Below are 21730 nucleotides of genomic sequence, written 5' to 3' on the forward strand. Positions count from 1 at the left end.
CTGGAAAGAAACCAGATCAGGGCTGCCGGTCGTTGGCGGAAGCGGAGGGATTTGAACCCCCGGTCGCTTTCACGACGCTCGCTTTCAAGGCGAGTGCATTCGGCCGCTCTGCCACGCTTCCGTGGGCGATCTTATCGGTACGGAGGCGCCGGCGGGCAACCGGTCAGCGGTCGCCGATCGCCTTGTCGACGCGTTCGAACACTTCGGCGAGAACCTTGAGCTGAGCCTTGGTGAGCAGATCGACGAGGTTGCTGCGCACCCCGGCCACATGGGTGGGGGCCGCTTCGGCCAGCCGGGCGCGGCCTTCGTCGGTGATGACGGCGAGCACTCCGCGGCCGTCCTCGAGGCAGGTGTCGCGGGTGACCATGCCCTGCGATTCCATCCGCCGGATCTGGTGGGTGAGGCGGCTGCGGGAGGAGAGGACGCCGTCCGCGAGGTCGCTCATGCGCAGCGAACCGTCCGGCGACTCGGACAGCAGCACCAGAATGCGGTAGTCCGCGAGGGAGAGATCGTGTTTCTCCTGCAGATCCCGGTTGAGGACGTCCATCAGCCGCTGATTGCCGTCCATGTAACCGCGCCAGGCGCGCATCTCGGCCGGGGTCAACCAGTTGGTCGCGGCTTCGGCGTCGGAGGTTTCTGCTGTCACAGGTTCACAGTCTAGTAGTGAGACATTACTTTCCAGTAGCGTGCGGTCCCCGGAAACGCCGAACGCGCCGCTGTGATCGCTCACCGCCACCGGGCGCCGACGCATTTCGCTAGCGTCGTCCCCATGTATGCGATCACGATCGATCAACCGGGCGGCCCCGAAGTCATGAAGTGGGCGGAGCAGCCGGACCCGGAACTTCCACCCGGTCACGTCCTCCTCGACGTAGCCGCGACGGCCGTCAACCGCGCCGACCTGTTGCAGCGTCAGGGGTTCTATCCCCCACCGCCCGGAGCCAGCGACGTCCTCGGGCTCGAATGTTCCGGCACGATCGCCGAACTCGGCGAGGGAGTGTCGGGGTGGTCCGTCGGCGACCAGGTGTGCGCGCTGCTGGCCGGCGGCGGATACGCGGAGAAGGTGGCTGTCCCCGCGTCGCAGCTTCTCCCGCTCCCCGAAGGGGTGGACCTGCTCGTCGCCGCATCACTGCCGGAGGTCGCGTGCACGGTGTGGTCGAACGTCGTGATGGGCGCCGGACTGTCCCGCGGCGACGTGCTGCTGGTGCACGGCGGTGGCGGCGGCATCGGCACGCACGCCATTCAGGTGGGCGTCGCGCTGGGGGCCCGCGTGGCCGTCACCGCCGGCTCCGAGGAGAAGCTGGCGCGCTGCCGCGAACTCGGCGCCGACATCCTCGTCAACTACCGCGAAGCCGATTTCGTCGACGAGATCCGCAAGGCGACCGACCGACACGGCGCCGATGTGATCCTCGACAACATGGGCGGCTCGTACCTCGACCGCAACGTCGACGTGCTCGCCGCCGACGGCAGGCTCGTCGTCATCGGCATGCAGGGCGGCCGCAAGGGCGAACTGGACCTCGGCAAGTTGCTGTCCAAGCGCGGCCACGTGACGGCGGCCGGACTGCGGGGGCGGGCCGAGTCGGGACACGAGGGCAAGGCCGACATCGTCGCCGACGTCCGCAAGCGGCTGTGGCCGCTCATCGCGGAGGGCGCGGTCCATCCCATCGTCTCGGCGGAACTGCCCATCACCGAGGCGCCGCGCGGGCACGAACTGCTGGACTCGGCGGACACCGTCGGCAAGGTGATCCTGACGATCCCGCGGAACTGACGGTCTGCCCGGCTGTCGTCGTCGCCCGATGTGACATTCGTCCACTTGGGCGGAACCGATGTCACATCGGGCGCAGCAGGGCGGCGAGTCTGCTCAGCCCAGGGTGGCGAGCTCCTTCACGAGCTGGTCGATCTCGTGGCGGGTGGTGTACGGCGCGAGACCGATGGTGACGGCGCCGCCCTCGTCGTTGACGCCCAGTGCATCGAGCAGCCGAGAGCCGCCGTGGACGCCGCTGACGGTGGCGATGCGCTTGTCGGCGAGGTGCGACGCCACCTTGTCGGCCGACACTCCGGCGACGGTGAAGCTGAGCGCCGGAACCCGGCTGGGCGAGCGCCCGATGACCATGACCTGCGGAAGCCGCTTCAGCGACGACATGAGGTGGTCGAACAGGGTGTCCTGGTAGTTCTGCAGCGAGCTGATGGACGCCTCGAGCTTCTGACGCCGGGAACCGGTAGCCGACTCGTCGAGATTCGCCAGGAAGTCGATCGACGTGGTGAGGCCGGCGAGGAGCGCGAACTGGTGCACCCCGACCTCGAGACGTTCGACACCCCGCGCGTACGGATTGAGCGACACGGCGGGGATGCGGTCGAGGAGGGTCGGGTCGCGGAAGACGAGTGCCCCGACCTGCGGTCCACCCCAGGAGGTGGCACCGACGGCGACGACGTCCGCTCCGAGTTCGTTGATGTCGACGTGCGCGTAGGGGGCGGCGCCGATCGCGTCGACGACCATCAGTCCACCGACTTCGTGGACGCGGTCCGAGGCGACGCGGACGTCGGGCGCCGAGCCGACGATCGGGGAGGCGGCGGTGAGTGCGACGAGACGCGTCGTGGTGGTGATGAGGTCCTGGAACTGCCAGCTGGGGAGTTCGCACGTCTCGATCTCGACCTCCGCCCACCGCACCTGGGCGCCGTAGCGGCTGGCGACTCTGAGCCAGGGCGCGACGTTCGCTTCCTCGTCGAGGCGGGAGAGCACCAGCCCGGTTCCGAGGCCGAGTCGCGTGCTCAGCGACTCCGCCAGCCAGGCGAGGAGAACGGATCGGTCGGGTCCGAGCACGACCCCGGCGGGATCGCCTCCGACCAGGTCGGCGACGGCTGCTCGGGCCGCATCGAGTACCGCCGCACTGCGCCGGCTGGACACATGTCGCCCGGTCGACGAAGAGGCAGACGCCCGGAAGGCCGTGGAGACAGTCCGCGACACCGCGTCCGGAATCTGCATGCCGGCCTGCGGATCGAGATGGATCCAACCGTCGCCGAGTGAGGGGATGAGTCCCCGAACGCGGGCAACGTCGTAAGCCATGCCCGACACTCTAAGACCCCAAGTCAATACGGTCGAAGCCAGCCATCGATTGTTGTGGAGTGCAACAAAGATGGAACGGCCCAAATCGGACGCACCTTCGCACTGCCGAGCGGGAACAGACAAGATGGAGGCATGACGAACTCGGAGAATGAACACGTCGTCGTGATCGGCCCCGACGGTCAGCCCATGGCCATCCCCGTCGCCGAGGCCGCGGCCAAGCCCGACGGCTCCGAAACTGCGGGGGTCGAGAACGGGAACGGCACGGAGTCGGTGGCCGACATGGTGGAGCAGCCGGCCAAGGTCATGCGCATCGGAACCATGATCAAGCAGCTCCTCGAGGAGGTGCGCGCGGCACCGCTCGACGATGCCAGCCGCAACCGGTTGAAGGAGATCCACAAGTCGTCGATCCGCGAGCTCGAGCAGGGCCTCGCCGCCGAGCTGCGCGACGAACTCGAACGCCTCACGCTGCCCTTCACCGACGACACCGTCCCCACCGATGCCGAACTCCGCATCGCGCAGGCGCAGCTGGTGGGGTGGCTCGAAGGACTGTTCCACGGCATCCAGACGGCCCTGTTCGCCCAGCAGATGGCGGCCCGCTCGCAGCTCGAGCAGATGCGTCAGGGAGCCCTGCCTCCGGGCATCAGCATGGGCAACCCGCACGGGGCGCACAACAACGATCCGGGGTCGCAGTCGAGCGGTACCGGCCAGTACCTGTAGCAACGGGCGAAACAGCATGGAACTCGACTCCCGGTAGGCTCGGTGCCCGTGTCAGCATCCGCTATCGAAACCGAGGCCGCAGGCGGCCCGCTCCCGACGTCCGATTCGCAGACCTTCCGTCGCGCGTTCAAGGACCTCAGGGACGGCTTCGCTCAGCGCGAGCTGTGGCTGAGCCTCGGCTGGCAGGACATCAAGCAGCGCTACCGCCGGTCGGTGATCGGCCCGTTCTGGATCACGATCGCGACCGGTGTGCAGGCCGCGGCGATGGGCATCCTGTACTCCGCCCTGCTGGACATCCCGCTGGACGAGTTCCTGCCGTACGTCACCGTGGGTCTGATCGTCTGGAACCTGATCAGCGCGAGCATCCTCGAGGGATCCGAGGTGTTCATCGCCAACGAGGGGCTGATCAAACAGCTGCCGTCGGCGCTGAGCGTCCACGTCTACCGACTGGTGTGGCGGCAACTGCTGCTGTTCGCCCACAACCTCGTGATCTACGTCATCATGCTGTTCGCGTTCGGGGTGTGGCGGCACCTGACCTGGATGTCGCTGGCCGCGATCCCGGCGATCGCGCTGATCGTCGTCAACGCGGCGTGGGTGTCGATCATGTTCGGCATCTTCTCCACCCGGTACCGGGACATCGCGCCGATCCTGGGCAGCATGACGCTGCTGCTGTTCGTGCTGACCCCGATCATGTGGACGACGCAGAGCCTCGAGGCGCAGGGCGGGCAGGCCGCCGAGCGCGTCAAGCTCGCCGAGCTGAACCCGCTGTTCCACTACCTCGACATCGTGCGCGCCCCCATGATCGGTCAGGACCAGCAGGCGTACCACTGGTACATCGTGCTGACCATCACCGTCGTCGGATGGACCGCCGCCATCCTCGCGCTTCGCAAGTACCGGGCCCGTGTGCCCTACTGGGTTTAGGGGTCTGATCAATGACAGAACACGTGAGTATCGAGACGCGGGACGCCTGCGTCGACTTCCCGATCTTCGACGCCAAGTCCCGGTCGCTGAAGAAGGCGTTCCTCGGCAAGGCCGGCGGATCCATCGGGCGCAACAATTCGGACGTCGTGGTGGTCGAGGCCCTGCGCGACATCAACCTGTCGCTGAAGGAAGGCGACCGGATCGGCCTGGTCGGCCACAACGGCGCAGGCAAGTCGACGCTGCTGCGGCTGCTGTCCGGCATCTACGAACCCACCCGCGGCAGCGCAAGCATCCGCGGCCGCGTGGCCCCGGTCTTCGACCTCGGCGTGGGCATGGACCCCGAGATCTCCGGCTACGAAAACATCATCATCCGCGGACTGTTCCTCGGGCAGACCCGCAAGCAGATGCTCGCGAAGATGGACGAGATCGCCGACTTCACCGAGCTGGGCGAATACCTGTCGATGCCGCTGCGCACGTACTCCACCGGTATGCGCGTGCGCGTAGCGATGGGTGTGGTCACCAGCATCGACCCGGAGATCCTGCTGCTCGACGAGGGCATCGGCGCCGTCGACGCGGAGTTCATGAAGAAGGCGCGCGTGCGTCTGCAGGCGCTGGTGGAGCGCTCCGGCATCCTGGTGTTCGCCAGCCACTCCAACGAGTTCCTCGCCCAGCTCTGCGACACGGCCATGTGGATCGACCACGGTCGGATCCGGCAGCAGGGCGGCATCGAGGACGTCGTCCGCGCGTACGAGGGTGACGACGCCGCCGACCACGTCCGCCACGTCATCTACGAGTTGGACCGGGAGAAGTCCGGGATCACCGCTTCGGCCGAACGGGACGCCCGTAGCGACAGATCGAACGAGCGTCCCGTTCGCACGGCCGCGGAAGCCGAGGCGGAGTCCGCGTGAGCGCTGCTGCCGAGCGGATCGTCGGTGTCGTCGTCACCCACAAGCGCCGCGAACTGCTGGCGGAATCGCTGAAGGTCCTCGGCTCGCAGACGCGTCCGCTGGACCATCTGGTGGTCGTGGACAACGCCGCCGAGGACGACGTGCGTGAGCTCGTCGAATCATCCGGGATCCCCACCAGCTACCTCGGTTCGCAGCACAATCTGGGCGGCGCCGGCGGTTTCGCGCTGGGGATCCTGTACGCCCTCTCGCTCGGCGCCGACTGGGTGTGGCTCGCCGACGACGACGGACGGCCCGAGGGACCGAAGGTCCTGGAGACGCTGCTCGACTGCGCGCAGCGGCACGGCCTGGCCGAGGTCTCCCCCGTGGTCTGCGACATCGACGACCCCGACCGTCTCGCGTTCCCGCTGCGCCGCGGTGTGGAGTGGCGACGGCTGCGTTCCGAACTGTTCGCCGACGGCGACGACTCCGCCGACCTGCTGCCCGGTATCGCGTCGCTGTTCAACGGCGCTCTGTTCCGCGCGTCGGCGATCGATACGGTCGGCGTTCCCGACCTGCGCCTGTTCGTCCGCGGCGACGAGGTGGAGGTGCATCGCCGGCTGGTGCGGTCGGGGCTGCCGTTCGGCACCTGCCTGCAGACGGCGTACGTGCACCCGAACGGCGCGGAGGAGTTCAAGCCGATCCTCGGCGGCCGGATGCACACGCAGTACCCGGACAACGAGACGAAACGGTTCTTCACGTACCGCAATCGCGGCTATCTGTTGTCCCAGCCGGGCATGCGGAAGCTGCTGCCGCAGGAGTGGGTGCGGTTCGGGTGGTATTTCCTCGTCACGCGGCGCGATCCGCAGGGTCTGCGTGAGTGGATGCGGTTGCGGAAGCTGGGCCGTCAGGAGCGGTTCGAGCGGCCGTAATTCGGTTGCGCCCGGGTTCCGCCGGGTGGGAGCATCGTGGGGTTCCGGTCGAAAAGATCCCGATATGTTGCGAAGGAGTGAGTGTTCGATGACTGTCTCGTCGGTCGACGCCGTATGCGTCCACTCCCCCTTCCCCCTCGCCTGACCGAACCCGTGCAGTGGTCCGGTCGGCACTCATCGACCCGAGGATCACACCCACCATGTTCGACCCTGGACAACTCCTGCCCTACGGCTGGAACGACACACTTTCCGATACCTTCGACAACTATCCGGCCGACGGTCGCGAACCCGGGCGGGTGATCCGCGTGGACCGCGGTCGCTGCGACGTCGCCGCGCCCGCGGGCATCGTCCGCGCACTCGCCGGCGAGCACCCGCTCTGCACCGGCGACTGGTTGACGCTTCACCGTCACGGCGACGAGATCGCCGTCGCCGACCTGCTCCCCCGGCGCAGCGCGATCGTCCGGTCGTCCGCGTCCGGCCGGTCGGAGGGCCAGCTCCTCGCGGCCAACGTCGACACGGTGGTGATCGCCGCGGCACTCGACACCGCCCTCGATCTCGGACGCATCGAACGCCTGCTGGCCCTGGCGTGGGAGAGCGGCGCCCAGCCGGTGGTCGTGCTCACCAAATCCGATACCGTGCAGGATGTTTCCCTCGCGACCGCGGAGGTGGCAGCGGTGGCGCCGGGTGCGACCGTGCTCGCGGTGAGCGCCGAGAGCGGCGACGGCATCGACGTCCTCACCGCCGTGATCGACGGGACGGTCGCGCTCATCGGACCGTCCGGCGCGGGCAAGTCGACGCTCGCGAACGCGTTGCTCGGCGAGGACGTGCTCGCCACCGGACGCGTCCGCGAGGGCGACCACAAGGGACGTCACACGACGGCGCACCGTGAACTCCTGCCGCTGCCCTACGGGGGCGCCCTGATCGACACGCCGGGACTGCGGGGTGTCGGCATGTGGGACGCCGCCGACGGCATCGACAAGACGTTTCCCGAGATCGAGGAGTTCGCGGCGCGGTGCCGGTTCGCGGACTGCTCGCACGGGACCGAACCCGGTTGCGCGGTGCTCGATGCGGTGGAGCGCGGCGAACTGCCCGAGCGCAGGCTTGCCAGCTACCGCAAACTGATTCGCGAGAACGGGTGGATCGCGTCGCGCACCGACGCGAGACTGCGGGCCGAGCGCGAACGCGAGTGGAAGAGCATCGCCCGCTGGCAACGGCAGATGTACCGCAGTCGCGGTCACTGACACGGGTCCGAACCGCATCCCGGTTCGAGCGGTGAGCCGGGATGCGGACTGGCAACATGGGTATATGTTCGATCTTCGGAGAAAGGCCCGTCTCAAGCTTCAACGTGCCATGTCCGAGGTGGTAGCCGAATCGGATCGGCGGTCCCGCGAGCTCGTCGAGAACCAGCACGACCAGACCCTGGCCGAGCTGAGCGCGACCAATCAGGAACTCGCGCGGGTGCTGTCCGAGCTGTCCGATGCCCGCATGGAGATCTCCGACGTCCAGCAGCGGCTCGGCGAACTCGAGCAGCAGGCGCGCCGCGACATCACGCAGGCGCTGGACGTGCGGGCCACGAAGGAGGCCGCGGCGTTCGTGCTCGAACACATGCCGAAGGCGCCCGTGTTCTGGAATCCGCAGGACACGCTACGCTACGGACTGTCGCAGGTGGAGGTCGAGGGGCTGGCCCTCGAGTTCGGGGTGGCGTCGGGCACCACGCTCCGGATCATCGTCGAACAGTTGAAGGACGCCGAGCACGAGGTGTTCGGGTTCGACGTGTTCTCCGGTCTGCCGCAGACGTGGCGCACCGGATTCCCGGCCGGGGAGTTCGCGCAGGAGAAACTGCCGCAGGTGCGGGGCGCGCAGTTGGTGCCCGGACTCTTCGAGGACACGCTGGCGGGCTTCCTCGAGAAGCACCCGGGACCGGTGTCGTTCGTGCACCTCGACGCCGACCTGTACTCGTCCACGAAGTCGGTGCTCGACCGGCTCGAACATCGGCTGGTCGCGGGCACGGTGATCGTGTTCGACGAGTTCTTCAACTTCCCGGGCTGGCAGGAGCACGAGTACCTGGCGTGGACGGAGTTCGTCGACCGCACCGGCATCGGCTTCGAGTACCTGAGCTACACCGCGAACCACGAGCAGGTGGTCGCGCGGATCACCGCACCAACTTCACCGCCTGCGTGACGTTGAACGTCGCGCGTTCGTCGATCCGCAGTCCGGACCGCGCGAGCGCGGCGAACGCCTCGGTGGTCTCGAAGTGGAACGGCGGCAGCGTCCACACCTCGTTGGACGTGTGCCGGATGATGCGCTCGCTGTCGCGTTCGTAGTCGGTGAAGAACCAGACCACGGAGCACGAGTCGAGCGCGCCCGCGACGTCGGGGACGGCGAGTTCGTCGTCCCACAGCGACCCCCTGCTCGCGGCCGTGATTCCGAGCCCGATGTCGCGGGTGCCGTCGAATGCCTCCGGCCGCACGTTCTTCACGAGTCGCAGTGACGTGGGGTTCCACGCCGGTTTGTCGAACAGCACGCAGTCGCCGGGGCGGAGGTGTTCCACGGCGAAACCGTTGACGGTGCTGAAGTCCATGCCGCTGGGTTTCGCCCACTGCTCGCGCTGCTGAAGATAACTCGGCGATGCGGCCACCGCGAACACAGCGAGCACCGCGGCGGACTGCCACCACTTCCGGGTCAGGGCAGCGAGGCAGAGTCCGCCGGCGAGGGCCACCGCGGGCGTCGTGAACGTGAAGTACCGCGGGAGATACACCGGGCTGCGCAGGAGCGAATACGCGAGCAGCGCCGCCATCGGCACCGCGATCCACGGCAGTGCGACGGACAGCACCGGGGGCAGCCGGTGACCGCGCACCAGCGCCACGAACCCGGCCACCACCAGGACGGCGAACAGCACCGCGAACCACGGTGCGCCGACGAACCACTGGTACTCGGCGACGGCCCGCGGCAGATGGTCGTCGAGCGGCGGGATCCACGCCACCTGGACGGATTCCCGGCGCACCAGCGCCACGAACGGCGCCGCGACCACCGCCCCCGCGGCCGTGGCCGTCGTCCATCCGAGCCAGGACCGCCGGGCCTCGCGCAGCAGCAGGATCGTCAGCAGGTGCGCGGGAACGAGGGTGATCAGGTAGACGAACAACACGATCGACACTGCCAGGCCGGCAGCGTACAGCGCCCAAAGCCACCAGCGCCGGAACCTCAGTGCCGCAAGGAGAATCACGGTCAGCCAGACCGCGGCGGCAGCTGTGGCCGCGTACCCGCGGGCCTCCGCGGCAGCCCACGTGACGCTTGGCAGGATCACGAACAGGATCCCGGACAGCACCGCCACCCGCCTGGTCGAGATCAGCGCACCGAGCACCACCACCCCTGCGCCCGCCGCGCCCACGGCCAGGGCGCTCGGGAACCGCGCCGAGAACTCCGAGGCACCGAACACCGCGAACCAGTAATGCATCCCGACGTAGTACAGCCCGTGCACGGCGTCGATGTGGCCGAGCAGATTCGACAGGTCGGGCCGGGACCGCTGACTCGAATACAGCGTCGCGACCTCGTCGTACCAGAACGACGGACGCCAACTCCACGCCGCGCCGAGCACCACACCGACAGCGAAGACGAGGAACGAATCCCGGAGCAGCCCACGTATATCGCGGGCCTGCAACGGTCCGGCCAACGTCACTTACCGTACAGGCGAGCCCAGTTCTCCCGGCTGGTGAGCTGCGGCAACGCGTCCCGGTACTGGCGCTGCGTCGACGCCGCGTCCTCGCGGAACCGCTTCATCAGCTTCGCGGTCCGGGCCGTGAGCTCACGGGCCGTCTCCTTGTCGCGGCGGCGCACCCGCACCCCGGACTGGGAGGCGTCGGTGATGACGGCGGTGTCGAACAGCGACACGTGCCACCAGTGCGCCTCGGCCACAGGGATACTCGCGACACCGTGCTGGGTGCGGCCGAGCCACTGGTACGCGGCCCGCTTGGCGAGGACGAGGTCGATCTTGCTCTTGTCCGGCTCGAAACCGGCGTACCGGGTGACGAGGTCGGAGTTGCGGACACCGGGAATGTTCGTCGCGGGATGCTTGACGGTCTCGGGGAACCGCTTGCGCTCCTCCCGGATCGACGCCAGCACGGCCTGACCGCCGTCCTCGAGCACCTTCGGGCCCTCGAGGAAGTCCTCGATACCACGAATCATGGTGTACGCCAGCCCGTACTGCATCGACACGAGATACTGGGTGATCTCCCGCGCCATCCGCGTGCTCAACGACTTGGCGTCGAAGTCACTGTGCAGCGCGGCAGCGATCAGCGAGTTGCGGATACTGAAGTACTTGGCCCAGTCGTCGCGGTCCTTCCAGTGGAAGTCCGCGTGCCACACACCGGCATTGGGCAGCGTGACGGTGACGAACCCGGCCGCGCGGGCGCGGATGCCGTACTCGATGTCGTCCCACTGGAAGAACATCGGCAGCGGAAGCCCGATCTGCGCGACCACCTCGGCGGGGATCAGACACGACCACCACGCGTTGTAGCCGGCGTCGACGCGCTTGTGCTGCTTCTTCTTGAGCAGATTGATGTCGTGCCGCGACCCTGCCGCCCAGCGGCCCGCCTTCAGCTTCGACAGGTCCGCTTCCTCCGCGCTGACGTGCAGGTGCTCCGGGTTCATCAGGTACAGCATCTGCGCGCCGACGAGCGTCGGCTCCGTGGTGACGTTGGCGAATGCGTTCATCCGCAGGATCGACTCCGGCTCGCACAGGATGTCGTCGTCCATCAGGATCAGGTTGGCGTGCTCGTTGATGCCCGACACCTCGTACATGCCGCGGGTGAATCCGCCGGCCCCGCCGAGGTTCGGCTGCCGCAGGTAGACGAGCTTGTCGCCCAGGATCTCGGCGACCTCGGTGAACTTCTCCCGGTCCGACACGTGGTCGCTGCCCTGGTCGACCACGTACACGGCGTCGATGCCGGACGACATCGTCGAGTCGTTCGCGATGGCGGCGACGGTCTCGGCGCAGTCGTCGGCGCGGTTGAACGTGCAGATCGCGATCGCGGCGGGACGGATCACCGGCGGCGCGGCGACGGTCCACTCCAGTTCACTCACGGCGAGGGGGCCGTCGACGGCGGTGAACTCGACCCACAGGGAGCCGCCGTCGAGGTAGGCGTCCAGCTTCGTGGACAGCGTCGCCGTGCCCGAGCCGTCGATGTCCGTCGTCGCGAGGATGCGGGAGTTGCCGCCCGAATCGGAGCCGCGCAGCGCCACCACGGCGCGCCCGTCGGCCTCGTGGTGGAACCCGACGGTGACGTCGGTGACCGTGGTCCAGCGCTGGTAGTAGCTGGCCGCGAACCGGCCGAAGTAGGTGTCGGTGTCGACCGTCGCGCCCTTCTCGAGGTGCACGACGTAGCGCTCGCGGTGGGCGCGGCCCTTGACGATCCTGGCGTACAGGTCGTCCTTGACCCGGGTGGTCGGTCCCGTGAAGAGACCTCGCGCCACCACGAGGCGGTCGGGTGCGCGATGCTCGGTGAGAGCACTCCGTACCGCGGCCGTGCTCCCGTCCACAGGTGCTACCGACGCAGACTCGTTCATAGTGCTCCTACTGTTCCCCGCGAGAGGTGGGCTGGACCGCGCCACGGCGACGGCACGATCCTCTTCTCGGTTCGCAGGGTATCAACCTCACGACGCGCTCCCCGACCGTGCGAGACGACCTCCGTCCCGGTGGCGGGCCCGCAGCCGGAACAGTCCCACCCCCATGGCGAGCACATCGGCCCTGGATATGCGGGTTTCGTGGCTGTCGTGATCGTCGCTCAGACGCACCGGGACCTCGACCGGCACGATGCCTGCCCGCTCCGCGAGGTAGACGAGTTCGGTGGTGAACAGGAACCCGGGCTCGACGAGGTCGGGAACCAGTCCCCGCATCAGGTCGCCGTCCATCAAAACGGTGCCCTGCGGGTCGCCGGTGCGCATCCCGAGAACCACGCGCCGCAGCGCGGCGAAACCCCACGTCAGGGTGCCCCGAAGGGCGCCGCGCCGCACCTGCGAGTCGGGGTGGGCCTTGGAACCGATCACGACTTCGGGCAGCCGGCCGTCGTGGCCGGCGGCGAACGTCTCGGCGCCGTCGAGGTCGTCGAACCCGAACGGCAGGTCGTCGGCGGTCAGCAGCACGTGCGCGCCGCGACTCGCCTCCGCTCCCGTCCGCAACGCATTGCCCATGCCCTTCTCGCTCCGCAGGACGGTGAGCGACACAGGTCCGGGCGTCCAGTCGGCGGCGAGGCGGGTGCAGATGTCCACGGTGTCGTCGGTGGATCCGTTCTCCACGACGATGATCTCGACGTCGTGGCCGGCCAGTCGTTCGGCCACCCGGCGGACGGTCTGCTCGATGACCGCGGCCGAATTGTAAGCGGGGACGACGACCGACAGCGCCTTCGGCGCACGTGCGCCTTTTTGGTCGTGGGAACAACCGAAAAGGCGCACGGGCGCAGCCTAACTCGTAGGCTCGGAGTCCGTGGCACCCTCCGCGTCCGTGTCTTCGACGTTCACCCGATCGATACACCGCATGCCCGAGTGGATGGTGGCACTGGCGGTCGCGGTGGCTGCCGCGGCCATCGCGACGATTCCGCGGATCGTGTACGACCGCTTCTACTACGGCGGCGACATGCTGGAGTCGTTCGTGCCGTCCTGGCACCGGATCGGCACGGAACTCCTGGCCGGGCGGTGGCTCACCGTCAATCCCGATGCCTGGATCGGCGGGAACTATGCGGGTGAGGCCGCCTACGGTCTCTACAACCCGGTCAACCTGGCCAACTACATCCTGGCCGCGAGATTCGAGAACCTGTCCGTCGCGGCGTTCGTGATCATGGCCGAGTTCCTGGCGCTGTTCGCTCTAGCCACGTATCTGCTGTGCCGCGAATACGACGCCCGTCGCGGTTCCGCGATCCTCGCCGGACTGACGATTCCCTTCAGCGGTTTCACCCTGTTCTACGAGGCGGCGGGCTGGCCGTCCGGGATGATGGCCGTCGCGTGGGTGACGCTGTTCTGGTGGTCGTCGCTCCGCCTCTCCCGCGGGCGCACGAACCCTGTGGTCACCTTCGTGATCGGCGCACTGACGGTGAGCATGGGCAACCCGTACGCCGCGCTGGGCGCGGTGGTCGTTCTCCTCGGCATCGGGATAGGCCTGCTCGCACAGCGGCAGTTCTTCCGGTTGGTCGTGCTGGTGATCACCGGCGCGTGCGCGGGCACCGCCGCGCTGGTGACGTACCTGCCACTGTTTCTCAGCGTCGACGTCACCACCCGCGCCGGCAGCACCGGCATCTTCAACGACACGTTCCTGCAGCCGCAGATCGGCGGCCCCGCGGGAATGAGCAGCCCGTCGTATCTCCCCGTGATCATGACGTTCGGGGGTCCCGTCGAGGTGATCCCGTCGCTGTACCTCGCGTGGTTCGTGCTGCCGCTGCTGCCGTGGCTGCCGTGGGGCCGGATCCGCGCGCTGTTCGCGTCCTCGCAGTTCCGTCGCGCGCACGGGCGACCGCTGATCAGTCTGGGCGTCATCGCGGTCGTCTACTTCCTCTTCACGTTCGGACCGTCGAACGTCGGGATGTTCCGGTGGCCGATCCGGCTGGTCGAGTACCTGTACCTGTGCGTGGTGATCGGCCTGTCGCTCGCGCTGTCGCTGGGCATTGCCCGCGGCCGGGTGCGTCAGCGGGCGACGGCGTCGGCCCTGCTGATCGTGCTGGGCTTCTACCTGGCATTCTCGTCCTCCCCCGCCCTGACGCTGCGACACACGCTGTTCGCGCTGCTCGTCGCGGCCCTGTGCGTGCTCGCGTACACCGCCTGGCGCGCTCGGGGCCCGAATGCTCTCGTCGCCGCCCTGGTCCTGGGCACCGTGGTGGTGACCGCCGCGCAGGTGTGGTCCCTCACCCGCGACGTCGAGCGCGGCAGCCGCGTCGACCCGGCGAGTACGTCGGTGCTGTCCGAGCAGACGGACCGCTACCAGGGCACCGTTCTGCAACTCGCCGACCTGGACGACACGTCCCACGAGGACGTCACCGCAGGCCGGATCCTGTTCGGCAACGAGATCATGGCGTCGTCCGCCGAGGGCAGCATCAACGCCTACACCGGCATCGGGTTCACCGAGTTCCAGGAAGCCCTGTGCATGGACTACCGCGGCGCCGTCTGCCCCGGGGTGTACGGGGCGCTCTGGCGGCCGGTGAACGCGGACATCCCGATCCCGCTGATCGATTACCTGCGGGTGTCGACGCTCGTGGTGGAGCACGGGCTCGTGCCCGAGGTGGAGACGGCACCGCCCCCACCCGGCTGGCACGTCACCGAACGCAGCGACTCGCGGACGGTGTTGCAGCGTGACCGGCCGCTGCCCTTGCCCGGGCGTGTGTCGTTCGCGTCCGACGGCGTCCGGGTGCTCTCGTCCGACTCGAGCGCGGCGACGGAGACCGTGCGGGTGGCAGGCAGCGGCGGCACCGTCTCGTTCGCGCGCCTCGCGTGGCCCGGCTACTCGGCCACCGTCGACGGCGAGCCGGTGGACGCGACCGCGGGCTGGCACGGTCTGCTCGAGGTGTCGGTGCCGCCGGGTGACCACGAACTGGTCGTGACGTTCCGGCCGCCGCGGCAGAACCTGTCCGTCGCGGCATTCGGCGGAGCGACGGTCGTGGTGCTGATCCTGTCCGTCGTCGATCCGGTGGTACGCCGGCGGAAGCTCAGCGCGGCGACCACCCGGACGACGTGAACGCGGACGCCTCGGTGGAGCCGGATTGCGCGACCGCCGCGGACGACAACGCGTCGGCGATCAGCTGGTGGCCGATCTGGTTCGGGTGGTCGCCGTCGTCGGCCAGCAGCCCGGTGGGATCTCCGTCGCCCCACGTCCCCTTGAACGTGCTGAACAGGTCGACGTAGGTGGCGCCCTCCGCACCCGCGACCTCCGAGATGACGTCGTTTGCGCGCAACGTCAGCACGGCACTGTCCCGGAGGAACTGCGGGCCGTACAACTCGCGGGCCACGTCGCCGTCCGGGAAGACGTCCCAGTACCCGGTGACCAGGACCGCGGTCGGCTGACCGGCCCGCAGTTCGGCGATGCGGTCGAGCACGGACGTCAGCGTGGTCTGCAGCTGCGGCAGGACGGGTTCGAAGCAGCCGAGCCCGTCATCGCCACCGCAGTCGCCGCCCAGGTAGTCGTCGAGTTCGGTGTAGAAGTCGTTGGCGCCGATCGTGACGGTGACGAGGTCGGCGTCACGGACGGCGTCGGCGTCGTATTGGCCTGGCTCGAGGGAATCGAGCAGATCGGTACTGGTCCAGCCCCCGACACCCAGGTCGGCCACCTGCACGGGCAGCGCGTCGTCGTCGGACAGCTGATCGCCGAACAGTTCCACGAACGGCGTGCAACCGGGGCATCCGTCACCGGCCGGGATGGAATCCCCCAGGCCCACGAGAGTTGCGCCCGCGGGCGGCGATTGTGGCTGCGGCTGTGCCACGGGCGGTGCCACAGTCGTGGAACAGCCGGCGAGGAGCGGAATCACGACCGCTACGGGAACACCGAGAATCCAGCGTCGCACGGGGCCTCCCCATCACGTCCTGCGCCTCGGAGGGAGCGCTCGTCACCGGTCCGGACGAATTCTACCGACGGTCGCGCTCGGCTGCCGTTCCCCGCGGGACCGTGCGGACGTGCGCCCGCTCGCCCTGGGGACCGAACAGGCTGAGGATTTCCGCCGGCTGCGGTCCGGGGTTGCCGAACCAGTGCGGGACGTGGGTGTCGAACTCCGCGACCTCCCCCGGCGTCAGGATCACGTCGTGTTCGCCGAGCAGCAGTCGCAGCCGGCCGGACAGGACGTACAGCCATTCGTAGCCCTCGTGGACCTGCAGGTTCGGGATGCCGCTCGGGTCACCCGGCGGGATCACGTGCTTGAACGCCTGGATCCCGCCGGGCCTGCGGGTCAGCGGGATGATCGTCGAGCCGTTGCGCTCGAGGGGCCGCAGATGGACGCGGGGGTCGCCGGTGGCGGGTGCGTCGACGAGTTCGTCCAGGGGCAGCTGGTGGGCCCGCGCCAGGAGCAGCATCAGCTCGAGGGTGGGTTTCCGCTGGCCGGACTCGAGCCGCGACAGGGTGCTCACCGAGATCCCGGTGGACTCGGACAGCTGGGCGAGGGTCGCGCCGCGCTGCTGGCGGAGAGCCTTCAGCCGCGGTCCCACGGCATCGAGGACCCCGTCCAGATCGGGTACGTCGTCGTTCACACACACCATGTTGCCACAGCGGCAAACTTGCTTGCCAGTTTCGCGGGCTCCCCGGACAGTGGACGTCACGAGGTCGACGAACGAAGGAGAACGCGATGGAAGACAGTTACGACGTAGTGGTCGTCGGCGGCGGCGCAGCCGGACTCGGCGGGGCTGTGGCCCTGTCGCGGGCACGCCGATCGGTGCTCGTGATCGACGCCGGCTCCCCGCGCAACGCACCGGCCGGGCACATTCACAACTATCTCGGCCGAGAGGGCACCCCTCCCGGTGAACTACTGGCCATCGGACGCGAAGAGGTCGCCGGGTACGGCGGCGAGATCGTGACCGGCACCGTCACGTCCGCCGACAACGTCGGGGACGGCCAGTTCCGGGTGACGCTCGCCGACGGCGCGACCGTGCGGGCGCGGAGACTGCTCGTGACCACCGGCCTCGTCGACGTGCTCCCCGACATCCCCGGGGTGGCCGAGCGATGGGGACGGGACGTCCTGCACTGCCCCTACTGCCACGGCTGGGAGGTCCGAGACCAGCCGGTCGGCGTCCTGGCCGGCAGTCCGCTGGCGGTGCACCAGGCGCTGATGTGGCGGCAGTGGACCGAGAACGTGACACTGTTCCTGAACGACGCGAACGAACCCACCGGCGAGGAGTACGAGCAGCTCGCGGCACGCGGTATCGCCATGATCGACGGACGTGTCGCCGGACTCGAGGTGCAGGGCGACCGGCTGACCGGTGTCCGGCTGCGCACGGGTCAGGTCTTCCCCCTCACCGCCGTGGTGGTCCCTCCCCTGTTCAGGGCGCGCGCCGACTTCCTCACCAGCCTCGGCCTGGACACCACCGAGATGGAGATGGGTGGGCACGTGATCGGCACCGCCGTCGCCGCCGACGCGACCGGCGCCACCGCGGTTCCGGGGGTATGGGTGGCCGGCAACGTCGCAGACCCGAAGGCGCAGGTGATCGTCGCGGCCGGGGCCGGTCTGAGCGCCGCGGCAGCTCTCAACGCCGACCTCATCGCGGAAGACACCCGGCTGGCGGTGGCCGGAGCGCTCAGCCGGTAGCCGACACGGTCGCCTCGTGGACCACGCGATGCGCGGGCAGGATCGAGTCACGTTCCGCGTCGGCATCCCCCTCGCCGCCGATCAGCCCGACGTAATGCGCTAGCTGGGCGGCGAGGGGTTCGTCGCTGTAGCGGAGGGTGGGGATCTCGATCACCGTCTGCTGCTTGTAGCCGTCGCGGTCGGCGGGCAGGTCGTCGTCGATGTGCCGGTAGATGGTGATGTCGCGGCGCAGGAGATCGATCTCGATCAGGCGGTCCGGCTCCAGCAGCGACAACTGCCGGACCTTCCGCTGACTCACCCGGCTGGCCGAGATGGTGGCCACCGCACCGGATTCGAAACGCAGCACCGCCTCCGCGCAGTCCTCGGCCTCGTTGCGCCGCGAACTGTCGTGGAAGTACCCGAACTCGGCCTTCACACCGACGGGCGGTGATCCGACGAAACCGATCGCGAGGTCGACGTCGTGGATCAGCAGGTCGGTCGCGACGCCGGTGGGGATGCGGGAGACGAACGGCGAGTGCCGGATTCCGTTGACCTGCCACACGTCACCGGCGAATTCGCGGGCCGTCCGGACCGCCGGGTTGAACCGCTCGAGCAGGCCGCACATCAGCGGGACACCCGTCGCGGCGCCGCGTTTCACCAGATCGGTGCTCTCCTCGTACGTTGCGGCGAGCGGCTTTTCGACGAGCACGGGCTTGCCGAGGTCGAGGACGCGGCCCGCCAATTCGTAGTGGGTGGGTGTCGCCGCCGCGACGACGGCGGCGTCGATGCCGTCCAGGTCGTCGAAATCCGCAGCCCACGTGGCACCGAACCGTGCGGCCACCTCCCGCCCGTGTTCCTCTCGCGGTTCCACGAGCAGGGCGAGGTCACACAGCGAGGACTGTGCGAGAACGCGGGCGTGCAGCGAACCCATCCTGCCGGATCCGATGAGGGCGATCCGCGGTCGCGTGGACGTCATCACGCCTCCATCGCCTCGCGCACCGCGGCGACGATCCGGTCGACGTCGTCGGTGGAGAGCGCGGCGTGGACGGGAATGCTGAGGCACCGGCGGGCCACGGACGTCGCGACCGGCGTCGGCGAGGCGATCACCCGGGGATGCTCGCGGTAGCAGTCGTAGTCGTAGACGGTTCTCGGGTAGTAGACCCCGCTGCCGACTTCCCGATCGCCCAGGCGCTGCGCGAGGGTGTCGCGGTCGATCGGTGCATCGGGCGCGAGGATCACGGTGAACTGGTGCCACACGTGCCCACGGCCCGCGAGTTCCGACGGCAGAACGAGACCTTCGACGTCTTTCAGACCGGTCCGCAGTGCCTCCGCATTGCGCCGGCGCGACTCCACCTGTTGCAGATAGGAACCCAGCTGCGGCAAACCGAGACTGGCCTGCAGATCCGTCATCCGGAAGTTCTGGCCCGCCATCTCGTACTCGTAGCGGCGTCGCATGCCCTGATTCCGCAGCACGCGCAACCGGTCGGCCACCGCGTCGTCGTCCGTCGTGACCATGCCGCCCTCGGCGGTGGTGAGATTCTTGGTGGCATAGAACGAGAAGCAGCCGAGTCCGAAGCTGCCCGCACCCTTGCCGTCGAACGTGGCACCGTGCGCCTGCGCGGCGTCCTCGACCACAGCGAGGCCCCGGGTCTCGGCCAGCGGCATCAGCGCACCCATGTCCGCGGTCTGCCCGTACAGATGCACCGGCATCAGCACCCGGGTGCGGTCGTTCACGCACTGCGCCACGACGTCGGGGTCGAGCGCGAAATCGGCCTCCCCGATGTCCGCGAACCGGGCCGTCGCGCCGGAATCGAGAATCGCGTTGAGCGTGGCCACGAACGTGAACGGGGTGGTGAGCACCTCGTCGCCCGGCTGGAGATCCAGCACCCGCAGTGCCGCGATCAGCGCGGTGGTGCCACTGTTCACGGCCACGGCGTGCCGGGTGCCGACGAGTTCGGCGAACCCCTCCTCGAACCTCGCGACCTTCGGTCCCTGCGCGACCATCCCGGATCGCAGGGTGTCGAGAACCTCGCGCTCGACGTCCTCTCCGAAAGAGATACTCGAGATCGCGATCACGGTTCCTCCGATAGATTGACGTGCGTTCACACCGTCTTCACAGATTGCACCCTCTTGAAGGTTCCCACGGTCTGCACGGCTCCTGGAAGGAATCCGAAACTTTCATGACCATCGGTGAAAACTGCGAGATCCACCCGACCGTCGTGATAGGCGACGGCGTCACTGTCGGGGACCGTGTGAGCATCGGACCGTATGCCGTCCTCACCGGACCTCTCGACATCGGCGACGACTGCTGGATCGGCGCCCACGCGACGCTCGGGGCGCCCCCGGAGTGGATCGGGAAGACGCATCCCCGCACGTGGACGGAGGTCAGCCCGCATCAGGGTGTCGTGATCGGCGCGGGCACCGTGATCCGGGAGATGAGCGCCGTCCAGCAGGGCGCCGAGCGGCCGACGACCATCGGCCGCGGCGGATTCGTCATGAACCACACGTCCGTCGAGCACGACGTCCGGATCGGCGACGACTGCGTCCTCTCGCCGTCCAGCACCCTCGGCGGTCACGTGACCCTCGCCGACGGGGTCAATCTCGGCATGAGCGCGGTGGTGCATCAGCGGCGGGTGATCGGTGCGCGCGCAATGGTCGGAATGGGATCGGTCGTCGCCAAGGACATTCCGCCGTTCGCCACGGTGTTCGGCAACCCCGCCGCCCTGCGCGGCACCAACCGGGTGGGCATGAGCCGCGCCGGGATCGCCGACCGAGACATCGCGGCCGTGGCGAAGTTGTACGCCAAGGGGCGCCTCGATGACGACGTGGAACTCCCGCATTCGCTCGCCGACGCGTTCGCCTGGTGGCGGGAGTTGGCGGTGAAACCGCTCGTTTCCTGATCCGGCGCCCTCCGATTGCTATCGTCGGAAACGAACGCTGCACCGCCGCAGCGCACTGCCGGTGAGGGGGTGGTTCTCGTGGACGCCGATCCCGAGATCGTCCCGGACCGCGGCGGTCGCGCCGTGCTGACGAACGCGCTGCGGATCCTCGTCACCCTCGCGATAGTCGTCGCCATCGTGTTCGCCGTGAAATCGCAGTGGGCCGAGGTCAGGGACACGATCACCCAGCTGGACTGGTGGGCACTCGTCGTCTCCGCGGTGTTCGTCTTCCTCGGCATGGGCGCGGCGGTGCGCGCGTGGCAGCACGCGCTCGGCGCCCTCGAACACCCGATTCCCGCGTTCGACGCCGCCCGCTGCTACCTGGTCGGTCAGCTCGGCAAGTATCTGCCGGGCAGCGTGTGGGCGTTCGTCCTCCAGACCGAGCTCGTGCGCCGGGCCGGGGTGTCGCGGGCCAACGGATTCGTCGCCGTCCTCGTCACCGTCGGGCTGAGCATCACGTCGGCGCTGGTCGTCGGGCTGCTGGCGCTGCCCGCCCTGTTCCACATCAGCACCGTCGCGGCGGTCGCGGTGATCGTTCTCGTCCCGATCGCCCTCGTATGCTGCTATCCCCCGGTCCTCACCCGGCTGGTGAACCTGGCCCTGCGGATCCTGCGGCGCGCCCCGCTGCAGCGGCAGCTGACCATGCACAAGATCGGGCGGGCCCTCGGCTGGTGCGCCGTCAGCTGGGTCCTCTACGGCGTGCACCTCTGGTTCCTCGCGGCGAGCTCGGCGGGATCCGAGGCGGGCACCCTGGTGCAGTGCATCGGCGCGATCGCCCTCGGCATGTGCGCCGGCGTGCTGGTGGTGGTCGCGCCATCCGGCATCGGGGTCCGCGAGGCCGTCGTCGTCGCGGCCCTGTCCCCGTTCATGGACAGCGGGGTCGCGCTCGGGCTGGCTCTCGCGTCACGCCTGGTGTTCACGCTGTGCGAGGTGCTCGCCGGCTTCGTCGCCGCGATCGCCGGTTCTCGTTCGCTGCGCAACGCCCTCGTTCACGAGGATTCCCGGGTACCGCAGCCGTCGTGAGGAGACCGCG

General features: G+C 68.7%; 20 protein-coding genes and 1 tRNA gene. 11 read left to right on the plus strand and 10 right to left on the minus strand.

The window, feature by feature from the left end; genetic code table 11:
- Nucleotides 1-33 precede the first annotated feature (33 nt).
- A tRNA-Ser gene (locus ACFWAY_RS03550) sits at nucleotides 34-121 on the minus strand.
- A gap of 42 nt (nucleotides 122-163) precedes the next feature.
- Nucleotides 164-646, minus strand: coding sequence for a MarR family winged helix-turn-helix transcriptional regulator (locus tag ACFWAY_RS03555; protein ID WP_378450833.1), 483 nt, complete (start codon nucleotides 644-646; stop codon nucleotides 164-166).
- A 123-nt stretch (nucleotides 647-769) separates the two neighbouring features.
- Here ACFWAY_RS03555 and ACFWAY_RS03560 point away from each other — a divergent pair, with 123 nt between their 5' ends.
- On the plus strand, nucleotides 770-1765 hold the full coding sequence (locus ACFWAY_RS03560; protein WP_378450834.1) for an NAD(P)H-quinone oxidoreductase: 996 nt from the start codon (nucleotides 770-772) through the stop codon (nucleotides 1763-1765).
- Between the two features lie 93 nt (nucleotides 1766-1858).
- Here ACFWAY_RS03560 and ACFWAY_RS03565 read toward each other — a convergent pair whose 3' ends face one another.
- Nucleotides 1859-3061, minus strand: a complete 1203-nt coding sequence (locus tag ACFWAY_RS03565) for a cysteine desulfurase-like protein (RefSeq protein WP_378450835.1) — start codon at nucleotides 3059-3061, stop codon at nucleotides 1859-1861.
- 132 nt (nucleotides 3062-3193) lie between these two features.
- Here ACFWAY_RS03565 and ACFWAY_RS03570 point away from each other — a divergent pair, with 132 nt between their 5' ends.
- The 6 genes from ACFWAY_RS03570 (at nucleotide 3194) to ACFWAY_RS03595 (ending at nucleotide 8696) form a co-directional block, all read left to right on the plus strand.
- The gene (locus ACFWAY_RS03570) at nucleotides 3194-3778 is read left to right on the plus strand and encodes a bacterial proteasome activator family protein (RefSeq protein WP_378450836.1); all 585 of its coding nucleotides are present in this window, start codon (nucleotides 3194-3196) and stop codon (nucleotides 3776-3778) included.
- 48 nt (nucleotides 3779-3826) lie between these two features.
- Nucleotides 3827-4699, plus strand: coding sequence for an ABC transporter permease (locus ACFWAY_RS03575; protein ID WP_378450837.1), 873 nt, complete (start codon nucleotides 3827-3829; stop codon nucleotides 4697-4699).
- A gap of 11 nt (nucleotides 4700-4710) precedes the next feature.
- Nucleotides 4711-5607 (plus strand): ABC transporter ATP-binding protein, encoded by an 897-nt coding sequence (locus tag ACFWAY_RS03580; protein WP_378450838.1) that lies wholly within the window; start codon nucleotides 4711-4713, stop codon nucleotides 5605-5607.
- Nucleotides 5604-6515, plus strand: coding sequence for a glycosyltransferase (locus ACFWAY_RS03585; RefSeq protein ID WP_037228110.1), 912 nt, complete (start codon nucleotides 5604-5606; stop codon nucleotides 6513-6515). The genes ACFWAY_RS03580 and ACFWAY_RS03585 overlap by 4 nt, the downstream gene beginning before the upstream one ends.
- A gap of 158 nt (nucleotides 6516-6673) precedes the next feature.
- Nucleotides 6674-7756, plus strand: a complete 1083-nt coding sequence (gene rsgA / locus ACFWAY_RS03590; protein ID WP_378509822.1) for a ribosome small subunit-dependent GTPase A — start codon at nucleotides 6674-6676, stop codon at nucleotides 7754-7756.
- Between the two features lie 64 nt (nucleotides 7757-7820).
- A complete protein-coding gene (locus ACFWAY_RS03595) occupies nucleotides 7821-8696 on the plus strand; it encodes a class I SAM-dependent methyltransferase (RefSeq protein WP_378509823.1) in 876 nt (291 codons plus the stop codon).
- Here ACFWAY_RS03595 and ACFWAY_RS03600 read toward each other — a convergent pair.
- The 3 genes from ACFWAY_RS03600 to ACFWAY_RS03610 all read right to left on the minus strand — a co-directional run bounded on the left by ACFWAY_RS03600 (nucleotide 8668) and on the right by ACFWAY_RS03610 (nucleotide 12962).
- Nucleotides 8668-10191 carry a mannosyltransferase gene (locus ACFWAY_RS03600; protein WP_378509824.1) on the minus strand — a complete coding sequence of 508 codons (1524 nt, stop codon included), beginning with the start codon at nucleotides 10189-10191 and terminating at the stop codon, nucleotides 8668-8670. The genes ACFWAY_RS03595 and ACFWAY_RS03600 overlap by 29 nt on opposite strands.
- Entirely contained in the window at nucleotides 10188-12077 is a 1890-nt protein-coding gene (locus ACFWAY_RS03605; RefSeq protein ID WP_378509825.1) for a glycosyltransferase, read from the minus strand. The genes ACFWAY_RS03600 and ACFWAY_RS03605 overlap by 4 nt, the downstream gene beginning before the upstream one ends.
- A gap of 87 nt (nucleotides 12078-12164) precedes the next feature.
- Complete coding sequence (locus ACFWAY_RS03610) at nucleotides 12165-12962, minus strand: glycosyltransferase (protein ID WP_378450843.1); 798 nt, start codon at nucleotides 12960-12962, stop codon at nucleotides 12165-12167.
- A gap of 82 nt (nucleotides 12963-13044) precedes the next feature.
- Between ACFWAY_RS03610 and ACFWAY_RS03615 the strand changes: the two genes are divergently transcribed.
- Complete coding sequence (locus ACFWAY_RS03615; protein WP_378509872.1) at nucleotides 13045-15228, plus strand: hypothetical protein; 2184 nt, start codon at nucleotides 13045-13047, stop codon at nucleotides 15226-15228.
- On the opposite strand, the gene ACFWAY_RS03620 is transcribed toward ACFWAY_RS03615, so the two are convergent.
- A complete protein-coding gene (locus tag ACFWAY_RS03620; RefSeq protein ID WP_378450844.1) occupies nucleotides 15200-16051 on the minus strand; it encodes an SGNH/GDSL hydrolase family protein in 852 nt (283 codons plus the stop codon). The genes ACFWAY_RS03615 and ACFWAY_RS03620 overlap by 29 nt on opposite strands.
- A 61-nt stretch (nucleotides 16052-16112) precedes the next feature.
- A complete protein-coding gene (locus tag ACFWAY_RS03625; RefSeq protein WP_378450845.1) occupies nucleotides 16113-16736 on the minus strand; it encodes a helix-turn-helix domain-containing protein in 624 nt (207 codons plus the stop codon).
- Between the two features lie 86 nt (nucleotides 16737-16822).
- On the opposite strand from ACFWAY_RS03625, the gene ACFWAY_RS03630 reads away from it, so the two are divergent.
- Nucleotides 16823-17779 carry an NAD(P)/FAD-dependent oxidoreductase gene (locus ACFWAY_RS03630; RefSeq protein WP_378450846.1) on the plus strand — a complete coding sequence of 319 codons (957 nt, stop codon included), beginning with the start codon at nucleotides 16823-16825 and terminating at the stop codon, nucleotides 17777-17779.
- Here the strand turns inward: ACFWAY_RS03630 and ACFWAY_RS03635 are convergent.
- Both ACFWAY_RS03635 and ACFWAY_RS03640 read right to left on the minus strand, forming a co-directional pair.
- Nucleotides 17769-18734 carry a Gfo/Idh/MocA family protein gene (locus ACFWAY_RS03635; protein ID WP_378509826.1) on the minus strand — a complete coding sequence of 322 codons (966 nt, stop codon included), beginning with the start codon at nucleotides 18732-18734 and terminating at the stop codon, nucleotides 17769-17771. The genes ACFWAY_RS03630 and ACFWAY_RS03635 overlap by 11 nt on opposite strands.
- Nucleotides 18734-19834: a DegT/DnrJ/EryC1/StrS family aminotransferase gene (locus tag ACFWAY_RS03640; protein ID WP_378450848.1), complete on the minus strand. Its 1101-nt coding sequence runs from the start codon at nucleotides 19832-19834 to the stop codon at nucleotides 18734-18736. The genes ACFWAY_RS03635 and ACFWAY_RS03640 overlap by 1 nt, the downstream gene beginning before the upstream one ends.
- 104 nt (nucleotides 19835-19938) lie before the next feature.
- Between ACFWAY_RS03640 and ACFWAY_RS03645 the strand changes: the two genes are divergently transcribed.
- Both ACFWAY_RS03645 and ACFWAY_RS03650 read left to right on the plus strand, forming a co-directional pair.
- Nucleotides 19939-20658, plus strand: coding sequence for a DapH/DapD/GlmU-related protein (locus tag ACFWAY_RS03645; RefSeq protein ID WP_378450849.1), 720 nt, complete (start codon nucleotides 19939-19941; stop codon nucleotides 20656-20658).
- 69 nt (nucleotides 20659-20727) lie between these two features.
- On the plus strand, nucleotides 20728-21720 hold the full coding sequence (locus tag ACFWAY_RS03650) for a YbhN family protein (RefSeq protein WP_378509827.1): 993 nt from the start codon (nucleotides 20728-20730) through the stop codon (nucleotides 21718-21720).
- Nucleotides 21721-21730 lie beyond the last annotated feature (10 nt).

It is taken from the genome of Rhodococcus sp. NPDC059968 (assembly GCF_042738615.1).
Taxonomy (GTDB): Bacteria; Actinomycetota; Actinomycetes; order Mycobacteriales; family Mycobacteriaceae; genus Rhodococcus_F.

Bases quoted from the DNA above. Each gene is read 5' to 3' on its own strand.
- ACFWAY_RS03560 (WP_378450834.1), top strand. From the start codon at position 770: ATGTATGCGATCACGATCGATCAACCGGGCGGCCCCGAAGTCATGAAG.
- ACFWAY_RS03565 (WP_378450835.1), bottom strand. From the start codon at position 3,061: ATGGCTTACGACGTTGCCCGCGTTCGGGGACTCATCCCCTCACTCGGC.
- ACFWAY_RS03570 (WP_378450836.1), top strand. From the start codon at position 3,194: ATGACGAACTCGGAGAATGAACACGTCGTCGTGATCGGCCCCGACGGT.
- ACFWAY_RS03580 (WP_378450838.1), top strand. From the start codon at position 4,711: ATGACAGAACACGTGAGTATCGAGACGCGGGACGCCTGCGTCGACTTC.
- ACFWAY_RS03595 (WP_378509823.1), top strand. From the start codon at position 7,821: ATGTTCGATCTTCGGAGAAAGGCCCGTCTCAAGCTTCAACGTGCCATG.
- ACFWAY_RS03605 (WP_378509825.1), bottom strand. From the start codon at position 12,077: ATGAACGAGTCTGCGTCGGTAGCACCTGTGGACGGGAGCACGGCCGCG.
- ACFWAY_RS03615 (WP_378509872.1), top strand. From the start codon at position 13,045: ATGCCCGAGTGGATGGTGGCACTGGCGGTCGCGGTGGCTGCCGCGGCC.
- ACFWAY_RS03625 (WP_378450845.1), bottom strand. From the start codon at position 16,736: ATGGTGTGTGTGAACGACGACGTACCCGATCTGGACGGGGTCCTCGAT.
- ACFWAY_RS03630 (WP_378450846.1), top strand. From the start codon at position 16,823: ATGGAAGACAGTTACGACGTAGTGGTCGTCGGCGGCGGCGCAGCCGGA.
- ACFWAY_RS03635 (WP_378509826.1), bottom strand. From the start codon at position 18,734: ATGACGTCCACGCGACCGCGGATCGCCCTCATCGGATCCGGCAGGATG.
- ACFWAY_RS03645 (WP_378450849.1), top strand. From the start codon at position 19,939: ATGACCATCGGTGAAAACTGCGAGATCCACCCGACCGTCGTGATAGGC.